At 65.2% G+C, this 9442-nt stretch carries 7 protein-coding genes; 3 read left to right on the forward strand and 4 right to left on the reverse strand.

Annotation, left to right across the window (positions count from 1 at the left end):
* Positions 1 to 112 precede the first annotated feature (112 nt).
* Entirely contained in the window at positions 113 to 1516 is a 1404-nt protein-coding gene (locus CBI38_RS24865) for an MFS transporter (RefSeq protein ID WP_109333076.1), read from the forward strand.
* Between the two features lie 226 nt (positions 1517 to 1742).
* On the opposite strand, the gene CBI38_RS24870 is transcribed toward CBI38_RS24865, so the two are convergent.
* From CBI38_RS24870 to CBI38_RS24880, 3 genes are all read right to left on the reverse strand, one after another.
* Positions 1743 to 2159, reverse strand: a complete 417-nt coding sequence (locus CBI38_RS24870) for an acyl-CoA thioesterase (RefSeq protein WP_109333078.1) — start codon at positions 2157 to 2159, stop codon at positions 1743 to 1745.
* A gap of 770 nt (positions 2160 to 2929) precedes the next feature.
* Entirely contained in the window at positions 2930 to 4306 is a 1377-nt protein-coding gene (locus CBI38_RS24875; protein ID WP_257792458.1) for a flavin monoamine oxidase family protein, read from the reverse strand.
* 51 nt (positions 4307 to 4357) lie between these two features.
* Complete coding sequence (locus CBI38_RS24880) at positions 4358 to 6184, reverse strand: acyl-CoA dehydrogenase (RefSeq protein ID WP_109333080.1); 1827 nt, start codon at positions 6182 to 6184, stop codon at positions 4358 to 4360.
* Positions 6185 to 6417: 233 nt separating this feature from the next.
* Between CBI38_RS24880 and CBI38_RS24885 the strand changes: the two genes are divergently transcribed.
* Positions 6418 to 7041, forward strand: coding sequence for a TetR/AcrR family transcriptional regulator (locus CBI38_RS24885; protein ID WP_109333082.1), 624 nt, complete (start codon positions 6418 to 6420; stop codon positions 7039 to 7041).
* A gap of 133 nt (positions 7042 to 7174) precedes the next feature.
* Complete coding sequence (locus CBI38_RS24890) at positions 7175 to 8416, forward strand: helix-turn-helix domain-containing protein (RefSeq protein WP_230989949.1); 1242 nt, start codon at positions 7175 to 7177, stop codon at positions 8414 to 8416.
* Positions 8417 to 8481: 65 nt separating this feature from the next.
* On the opposite strand, the gene CBI38_RS24895 is transcribed toward CBI38_RS24890, so the two are convergent.
* Positions 8482 to 9360, reverse strand: coding sequence for an NAD(P)-binding domain-containing protein (locus CBI38_RS24895; protein ID WP_109333086.1), 879 nt, complete (start codon positions 9358 to 9360; stop codon positions 8482 to 8484).
* Positions 9361 to 9442 lie beyond the last annotated feature (82 nt).

Consider the following 9442-nt stretch of genomic DNA (forward strand, 5'->3'; position numbering starts at 1 on the left):
GCTTCGATGGAGTCGATCGGTACGACGCATTCCCAGCTTCGAGGCGCACATGCGCTACTCCCCCTCCTCCTCGCCCGCAAGGACGAAATGCTGTCGCATGAAAGGCAGAACAATGGATCTGTTGGATACCGCGGACACCACTGTCCGAAAGAGGAAGTCGGCGGACATCCCTGCCCGGCTCGACCGCCTCCCGGTCATGGCGCCGCACATCGTCTGGATTTCGATCCTGGCCCTCAATCTGGCGCTGGAGTACTACGACAACGCACTGTTCGCCTACACGATGCCGGCAATCGCGGACAGCACCGGCCTGAGCCTGGGACAGCTCGGAACGGTCAGCAGCGCCTTCTTCGTCGGGATGGTTGCGGGCGCATTCGCCGGCGGGTGGCTGTCCGATCGGTTCGGTCGGCGGCAGGTCCTCGTGTGGTCGACGCTCCTCTACTCACTGGGGGCGCTCGCCACCGCATTCGCACCGAACTTCGAGGCAATGATTCTCGCCCGCTTCGTCACCGGCGTCGGCGTGCAGGCAGCGACATCGGTCCTGCTGGTGTACGTCGCCGAAATGTTCCCGAGCAAGACCCGCGGCCGGTTCGTATCGATTCTCACCATGGGATTCGTGGTCGTCGCCCCGCTCGTCGCGCTGCTCGCCCTGGTCACGATCCCGGGCGGCGGGCCCGACACGTGGCGGCACCTGTTCATCATCGGCAGTGTCGGATTGCTGATCGCACCCCTGGTCCGACTGGTCCTGCCGGAATCGGTCCGCTGGCACATCTCCCGCGGCCAGTTCGACAAAGCTGAACAGATCGTCGAAAGGCTCGAGGCCCGTGCGCTGCGCCGCGGACCCCTCAGCGACCTGCCGGTGGTCACCGGCACCGACACCGAGCAGCAGTCGCTCCGCCAGGTCCTCGGGAACCGGAGGGTGCTGCGCGTCATCACCGTCGTATCCCTGGGCTATTTCGGTGCCACCCTGGGCTACTACCTGTTCGGCAACTGGGCTCTGTACGCAATCGTCAACGGCCTCGGCTACTCCGAAACCCACGCATACAAGGTCCAGCTGATCTGGAACGTCGTCTACTGCGTCACCCCCCTCATTGCCCTAGTGGTCATGGACAAAGTGGAACGCAAGACCCTCATCCTCATCACGTCCCTCGTCAGTGCGCTTCCGTTCGTGTTGCTGGGCGTCTCGACCAGCAGCCCGGTCGTGATGTCGGCGGGCGGCGCCGTCGCCATCACGACTGGGCTCGTGCTCACCGTGTTCTACGCCTACATCCCGGAAGCGATCCCCACCGGGGCCCGCGGCCTGGGCAGCGGGATCATCATCGGCGTCGGACGGTTCGGTGGCGCCGTCTCGGGCGTTCTGGGTGCAGCACTCTACGGCGGGTGGGGCCTCGGCGGTGTGATGATCACCGCCGCGGCCTGCTACATCGCATTCTCCCTCATCGTCGTCATGTTCGGACCTCGGACCACCAACCGTTCACTCGAAGGTGTTGCAGCGGAGGAGCTCAGCACGAACACGTAGCGCCGCAGGACCGCGGCGGAGCACAGCCAGTGGCTCCGCCGCGATGGCGTTCCGACATCGCCGCAACATCCTGTTCATGCCACCGCCGGGAGTCCAAACGCTCCGGTACTGGCGGTCCGGGAGCTGGTCATCCCGAGCGGGTGCCCTACGGTGCACCTGGCCGTTTATGTTCGGTTTCGCCACGTCGTTACCGAGATCAATGCGCCGGATCTTCTGCCACGACCCTTCATCCGCGCCAGTGATCGGGGGTTGAGCTGAGGAGCGATTTCTCCTCCTCGGTCAGCGCCCGGCTCCGAGAGAGATCCGTGTTCCACGCGACGATCACGCTCACCGCCTCCAGCACCACGGTTCCGGTGGGAGTGGTGACCTGTTCATGAAGCCGAATGCTGGACGTTCCGACGTGGTCGACCGCGAACGAGCAGAGCAACTTTCGGTCATCGAGGACGGCAGGCGAGCGGAAATCCAACTCCAGGCGGGCGACGACGTAGGACCAGTCATCCGGCAATTCCCCCAAGCTGTCGAGCCAGCGACCACGGCCCTGGTCGACGATCGTGACGAGCGCCATGTGCGAGACATGTCGATACGCGTCGATGTCCGTCCACCGAAGCTCGACCTCCACCGCACCTTCCGGCTTGTATCTCATTTGTTGTTCTCCTCGTATGAACCGTGGCCCACCTGGGTCGATCGGCGAACCGTGACGGCCGCGATGACCGCCGCAGGCATCGACAACTCCTCCAGAGTTTGATTACTACGCGCTCGCCTGTTCGCTCGAGGTGAATCTTTTGTCGTTCTCGCCGAACTCGCAGACGAGGATCACTGTAAACACAAGCCGGGATTTAACACAACATTTGTGATGCAAATTGGTGGCGGGCGGTTGACAGAGAATCGGTTCACGGCCCGGTCTGACGATTTCCAGTGGTTAGCATCGCGCCACGCCACGCAGGTCGCCGAGAGCGCCAATCTGGTCGGCAGATTTCTGCGACTGCGCCTCGATTGGCCCGATCTGTTGCCGGTCTTTTCAGTAGCGGAAAGACCCTAGGCAATTCCTCCACGCCCACCTGCAGTCTGGAAGACCGCAGGTGGGCGTGGGTCGATCGAGTCGGGTCCAGGGTGCGGGTGAGGAACTCGCGCTGGTCCTCGCCGAGGAGGCGAACTCGGCCTCGGTGACGAGCGGCGCTGCCTCGGAATAGGCGAGCACGTCGGAGATCTCGTTCGGCGCTCACGACGATGTCGATCAGGTTCGAGCGCTGCGCTTCCGTCCGCCGAGAAGCGACTGCCCAGCAGGATGCGTTCTTTGGCCTTCGCCGCGCCGACTGCCTGAGGCAGCAGATACGAGATGCCACCGGTCACCGACAATGACACATCGACCTCAGGAAGTTCTTGTCACAGCTACCTCCTCCTTGGGAGATTTGTTCACCACTGTCGGCCAAGGCTTGCCAGGACTGCCTTGGCCGCGTGCTGGCCTGAGGTGGCGGCGTCGGCAAGCGTCGGCAAATCGCCTTGGTAGTCACCGGCGAAATAGACCGTGTCGAGCGGATTATGCAGCGTTGGAAGCGAGTTCCGGCGCCCGGGTGCCCAGAAGGGCACGACACGGCGGTGGCGGCGGATGATGCTGGTGCCCAATTTTCCTGCGAGCTCAGGGAACACCGTGAGCAAGTCCTCGGAAAAGCGCGCGACGATCTCTTCGTCGGACAGGTCGAACAGTTGGTCGGCCTGTGCGCCGCCGGCGAAGCAGGCTACGGCGCCGCCTGGTTTGCGGTCATCACCGCGACGCTGTGCCGCGGCATGGTTGAACATCGCCTGGAACGACAGCTGCGGGGTCGACACTGCGATGAAGTCGTCCCAGCGCTGCTCTCCGGTTTCTTCGGTGAAGAATCCGACGATCACGTACCGGCCGTAGGTTATGTCGTTCAGCGCGTTCCAGTGCTGCTGAGGCAGATCCGGGAGGATCCTCTTGGCGATGTCGGCGGGGGCGGTCACGACCGCGCGCTTGGCGCGCAGGCGTGCCGGACGGTCACCGTCGAGGTAGTCGACGACCACGCCGTCACCGTCGCGCCGCACCGATTGCACTGGCGAGTTCAGCCGAACCCGGCTACCGAGATCCTCGGCCAACACGTCGGTCAAGGTTTGATTGCCTCCCACCGGCAGGGAGAAGTTCGGGACCTTGGCCGGGTCGGACAGTGCCAGGCCCACCGAGGTGACGAATTGGGTGGCGGCGGTTTCCTCGACCTCGCATCCCATCCACTGGGCCGACCACGCGCGCACGATCGCGGTGGCCAGTTCCGATCGCACTCCCTCGAGCAGGTAGGACGCGAGCTTGGTGTCGAGCTTGGCGCGAACCCGTCGCGCGGTCCGGCTCTGCGACTGCAGGAACGGGGTGACAGCGAGGATGCGTGCACCGACGATGGCCATGCCGATCCGGTCCATGATTGTCATCCGCGAACCGAACATCAGCTCCACGGGGTTGGAGGTGTCGACCAATCCGCCGTTCAGATACAGCCCGACACCCTTGCCCGCGAGCGAACCCATCTCGATGTTGTGCCGCTGGAGTGCATCGAAGAGCGGGCCGGTGCCCTCGGTGAATTGCGTGCCGACGTTGATCCAGTAGTCGCCCTGGCGAACACTGTCGACGCGTCCACCTGTGCGATCGGTGGACTCGAGCACCACAACGTCGGCGTCGGGTAGCAGCGTTGTCGCTGCCATCAACCCCGACATTCCGGCGCCGATGACGACCACCTCGGTGGTCTCCTCACCTGGTACGTAGGTTTCCTGTGCCTCCGGTTTTGTCACTGCTGTTCCTCACTTTCTTTCAGGAATCATGGAAACGGGCGAATCGCTGCGTCAGAATCCGGCCTCGTCGAGGGTCATGACGGTCAGATCCGTGGCGGAGACCACTGCCAGTTCGGCGGTGACATGAGGCAGCACGGAGTTGGCGAAGAACGAGGCCACTGCGAGCTTGCCGGTGTAAAACGCTGTCTCGCTTCCGGCATCAATTGCGGTGAGCGCAGTTTCGGCGGCGACGATGAGGCGCCATGCCACCAGCAGGTCGCCCATGAGGAGCAGGAACCGAACGGCGTTCAGGCCGATGTAGTACAGCTCCCGCGGCTCTTTCACAGCGTTCAGAAGATGGGTGGTGAGCCTGCCGATAGTCTCCTGCACATCCTCGAGTGCCTGGGAGAGCAATATCTTCTCGTTCTTCAGCCGCCCCCCGTCGGCATCGGACTGGGCGGTGACGCGGACTTGCCCGAGCAGGTGCGTCAGGGCCACGCCGTTGTCGCGGGCGATCTTGCGGAAGAAGAAGTCCTGCGCCTGGATCGCGGTGGTGCCCTCGTAGAGTGAGTCGATCTTGGCGTCACGGATGTACTGCTCGACGGGATAGTCCTGCAGGAAGCCGGAACCACCGAAGGTTTGCAGGGATTCGGTGAGGTACTGGTAGGCGCGTTCGGAGCCGACGCCTTTGACGATGGGCAACAGCAGGTCGTTGACGCGGGCGGCGACATCGGCGTCGGCGCCGGAGATGTGCCGGGCGACGACGGGATCCTGGTGACCGGCGGTGTAAAGATAGATCGATCGCAGCCCTTCGGCGTATGCCTTTTGCATCATCAGCGAACGGCGCACATCGGCGTGGTGGATGATGCTCACCTTCTGTGCCGTCTTGTCCGAGGCTCGGGCCGCATCGCTGCCCTGGACTCTGGTCTTCGCGTAGTCGAGTGCGTTGAGATAGCCGGTGGACAGTGTCGCGATGGCCTTGGTGCCGACCATCATCCGGGCCTCTTCGATGATCTTGAACATCTGGGCGATGCCGCTGTGGACGTCACCGACCAGGTACCCGACGGCGGGGATGCCGTGCCCGCCGAAGGTCAGTTCGCAGGTGGCCGAGGCCTTCAGCCCCATTTTGTGCTCGACGTTGGTGACGAAGACGCCGTTGCGTTCGCCGGGTTCACAGGTGTCGTGGTCGAAGTGGAATTTGGGGACGATGAACAGGCTCAGCCCCTTGGTGCCGGAGACGGCACCGCGAGGGCGGGCCAGCACCAGATGCATGATGTTCTCGAAAAGGTCGTCGGAGTCGGCGGAGGTGATGAAGCGCTTGACGCCTTCGAGATGCCAGGAGCCGTCGGCCTGTTCGATCGCCGTGGTGCGGCCGGCCCCGACGTCGGAACCGGCGTCCGGCTCGGTCAGGACCATGGTCGCGCCCCAGTTGCGCTCGACCGCCTGCGCAGCCCATCGTCGCTGCTGTTCGGTGCCGATGTCGACGAGGACATTCGCCATCAACGAGCCGCTCAGATACATGTAGGCGGCCGGTTGCGCACCGAGAACCTGTTCGCTGATCGCCCAGTTCAGCATCGACGGTGCGGGCACCCCGCCGACCACCTCGCTCTTGGCGATCCGCCACCACTGCGCGTCCTGCCACGCCCGCACCGCTCGCTTGAAAGACTCCGGGATTCGTACCGAGTGCGATTCCGTGTCGAAGATCGGCGGGTTGCGATCGGTGTCGGCATACGGCTCCGCTACCGGACCCTCGGCGAGCCGCGCGGCCTCGGCCAGCATCATCCGCACGGTGTCGCCGTCCAGGTCGCCGAACGCCCCGGAATCGAGCACGGCGTCCAGGCCGTAGACCTCGAACAGGTTGAACTCGAGATCGCGGACGTTGCTCTTGTAATGGCCCATCAGACCCTCACCTCTCGATCGGGCCCGCCGCGGTCGGGCGGGCGGAAATGGTTCCGATGTAGTCCCGTGCCCGGCGATATCGCCGAGCGGCATGGGCCGCAGGGGTTTGCTTTGTGCCACGCAGTCATCGGTGACGTATCGGACGGCCGTCGGCACCGGGAGCCCGACGGCTCCTGGGTGACGCCTTGTGGAAAACCTGCACGCGAAAAGTTGTGCGTGATAAATTAACTATCATGACAGTAAATCAAGTTGGGCGTCCCAGCAAGGCCAAAGAGCGGATTCCCGAAATACTCGAAGCCACGTTCGCTGTCGTCGTGCGCGAGGGCCTGGCCGGTGTCACCTTTTCGAAGGTCGCCGAAGCGGCAGGGCTGCAGCGCACGTTGGTCCTGCACTACTTCGGGTCTCGCGACGAGTTGATCGGCGCATTCATCGACCACGTCGTCGGTGCGATGGGCACCGCGATCGTGCATCGCAATGACGATCTGCCGCTGCCGCAGCGCGTGGCGGCGGCCTACGCTCCCGGCGCGTACCGCACCCGCGACGACATGGTGGTATGGGCCGAGCTGGTGGCGCTGAGCGCTCGTGACCAGGCGGTGCGCGAGCGGCTGCACAAGCTGTGGACCGGGCGATGGCTGCCCGATCTGGAGGCTGTCCTAGCCGACCGCCATCCCGCCGCGTCCGCCGACGATGTCTCGGCCACGGCCTACGCGCTGGCGTGCCTGTTCGAAGCGCACTGGGCGCTGGACATCCAGGGTGTCGTCGACGAGCACAGACAGCAGCACATCGAACGCGCGGCCGAAATCATCCTCGGCAGTCTCGAGGTGCGCGGCGGATCCGATTCCGACCCTCAGCGGTGATCAGAAGTCACGAACGCACCGGAATCCTCGCTGTGACAGCGGGGTTCGGTATCGCTGATGTCGATGGAGAAATGTATGCAGCCTGACGCTTGCCTTCTCGACCGTCCTGACCGAGCTGGATAAGTGGTGCGTCATGTGGCGCTACAGTGCGACAGTGGACTCACTATGGCCGCGACCGAGCCGACGCGTCGCCGAGCTGATGCGCGACATCGCCGAGCGCCTGCTGGCCTCGACGAGCGCCGCAGTCGACGCGGTGCTGGCCGCTGCCCACGAGGGCGCCGAGTACCGCGCGCTGGTGGAGGACCCGCAGCTCGCGGCGGCCGACCGTCATATGAGCAAGGCTCACTTCAGGCACTGGCTGTCGGCCACCCTGCAGAATCCCGGGGCGCGAGTCGCGCCGTGCGTCGACCCGGAGGTCCTGCAGTTCGCGCGCGACCTGGTGCGACGCGGCCTGGACATGCACGACCTCGGTTCGTGGCGGGGTGCCCAGCACGTTGTGTGGGACCTGTGGGTCGACGCCTGCTTCGCGGCGACCGCCGATGTCGAGGAGCTCCGCGACCTGGTGAAGGTGTCCGAGCGGTCGATGGTGACCTTCATCGACGATTCGATCGCGGCGCTCGACGAGTACGTCGAACAGGAACGCGCGGACCTCGCGCGGGGCGCCAACGCCGAGCGGCACTCCACCGTCCAGCTCTTGCTCGAAGGTGCCCCGATCGGCCGGGCGCTGGCCGAATCGCGTCTCGGGTATGCGCTGACGGGCAGCCACGTGGCCGCGATCATCTGGAGCGGCTCCACCGACGAGGCCGCGGGTCTCGACGCGGTCGCCGAGGCCGTGATGAGGATATGCGCGGCCCCGCGCCGGTTCACCCTGAACGCGAGCGCGACCGCGCTGTGGGTGTGGGTGCCGGCGGACACGGTCCCGCCTGCCGAGACGGCGGAGGACACCCTGGCGGCCTACCCGGGGATCCATGTCGCGTTCGGACGTTGCGGCCGGGATCTCGACGGATTTCGCCGTAGCCACCTGGACGCCGCCGCCGCTCAGCGATTACTGACGCGGATAGGCTCGGCGCGCCCCGTCGTCCGGTACGAGGACGTGGCGTTGGTGTCGGTGCTCACGGCCGACATGGCGCAAGCCGATCAGTTCGTCACCGACACCCTGGGAGACCTCGCGACCGCCGACCCAGTGCTGCGGCAGACGGTGCTGACCTACGTCCGGGAACGGTTCAACGGCTCCGCCGCCGCGGAGCGAATGTTCACCCACCGCAACACGATCGAGCGACGGCTTGCCCGCGCCGACCAGCTGCTGCCCGTGCCGCTCGCCGACAACGCCGCCAGCGTGGTCGCCGCGCTCATGCTCGTGCAGTTGCGCGACTGACGGGCGGTGCCCGCTGCGGCTTTGTGAGCGCCGCTGCCCGAGTTCGCTCGATCGGGCGAGACCGCTCACCCGGTGGCGATGATTCTCGTCTGGGCTGCGAAGCCGAGGTCACCTAGTCCGGCATCGACAGCCGCGGTCAGATTCTCGATCGTGGCGGCGAACACCCGGGGGTTCAGCCCGGTTTCCTTCATGACGTCGATGGCCCCGTCCAGGCCCTGGGCGTAGGTGGCGATGGTTGCTTGATCTGTGGTGAAATCGCCGCTGGCAATGGCAGTTACGACCCTCGCCGTCTCACTCTGGACGGACGCGAAGGCGGCAGGCGTCAAGGCGTCGAGGAGGGGCTGATCAACTCCCTGCCCGAGCATGTAGGTCGATGCCTCCACATAGGCGCTGACCGCCGGGACCAGGAACATACCGACAAGTCCTACGTTCAGAACGCTTGCGATCTTGACGTCTCGGGACACCCAGACGGACACCGGGGTCAGCAAGGTCAGGCTCTCGCCGTGCTCGGCCCAGGCAGTTTCGGATCCGGAATAGAGGATCGCCGCCCCCTCGGTGCCGATCTCTGCGGGATACCCGAGGATCGACCCGTCCAAGTACTCGGCACCGCGTTCGCCGGCCCAGAGCCCGAAGGATTCGACTTCCGAGGGAGCGCCGGTGCCCACATTGACGAGCGTGGTGCCGGTCAAATCCGGCACGGGCTCGAGGGCCGCGAGGGCGGCGTCGTAGGTGGCGAAGCACGCCAGGACAAGCGGCGCGGCAGCGATGGCGTCGCCAATTTCCCGCATGGGCGCAATCGCGTTGTCGGTCAGTGCGGCTGCCCGGTGGTGCGTGCGGTTCCAGACGGCGACGGTCTTGCCACCGCCGGCGAGTGCCCGTGCGAGCGCCGACCCCATCAGGCCACAGCCGAGCACTGTGACGTCATGCGAGGTGGTCTTGTCCATCTCTTCTCCGTCTCTTCGATGGCGGATGCTCTTCTCCCCCTCTTCGATGGGGGATGCCTCGACAGCACGTTGTCCGCCGGAC

The organism is Rhodococcus oxybenzonivorans, assembly GCF_003130705.1.
GTDB lineage: Bacteria > Actinomycetota > Actinomycetes > Mycobacteriales > Mycobacteriaceae > Rhodococcus_F > Rhodococcus_F oxybenzonivorans.

Bases quoted from the DNA above. Each gene is read 5' to 3' on its own strand.
- CBI38_RS24890 (WP_230989949.1), top strand. From the start codon at position 7,175: ATGTGGCGCTACAGTGCGACAGTGGACTCACTATGGCCGCGACCGAGC.
- CBI38_RS24895 (WP_109333086.1), bottom strand. From the start codon at position 9,360: ATGGACAAGACCACCTCGCATGACGTCACAGTGCTCGGCTGTGGCCTG.
- CBI38_RS24880 (WP_109333080.1), bottom strand. From the start codon at position 6,184: ATGGGCCATTACAAGAGCAACGTCCGCGATCTCGAGTTCAACCTGTTC.
- CBI38_RS24885 (WP_109333082.1), top strand. From the start codon at position 6,418: ATGACAGTAAATCAAGTTGGGCGTCCCAGCAAGGCCAAAGAGCGGATT.
- CBI38_RS24865 (WP_109333076.1), top strand. From the start codon at position 113: ATGGATCTGTTGGATACCGCGGACACCACTGTCCGAAAGAGGAAGTCG.
- CBI38_RS24870 (WP_109333078.1), bottom strand. From the start codon at position 2,159: ATGAGATACAAGCCGGAAGGTGCGGTGGAGGTCGAGCTTCGGTGGACG.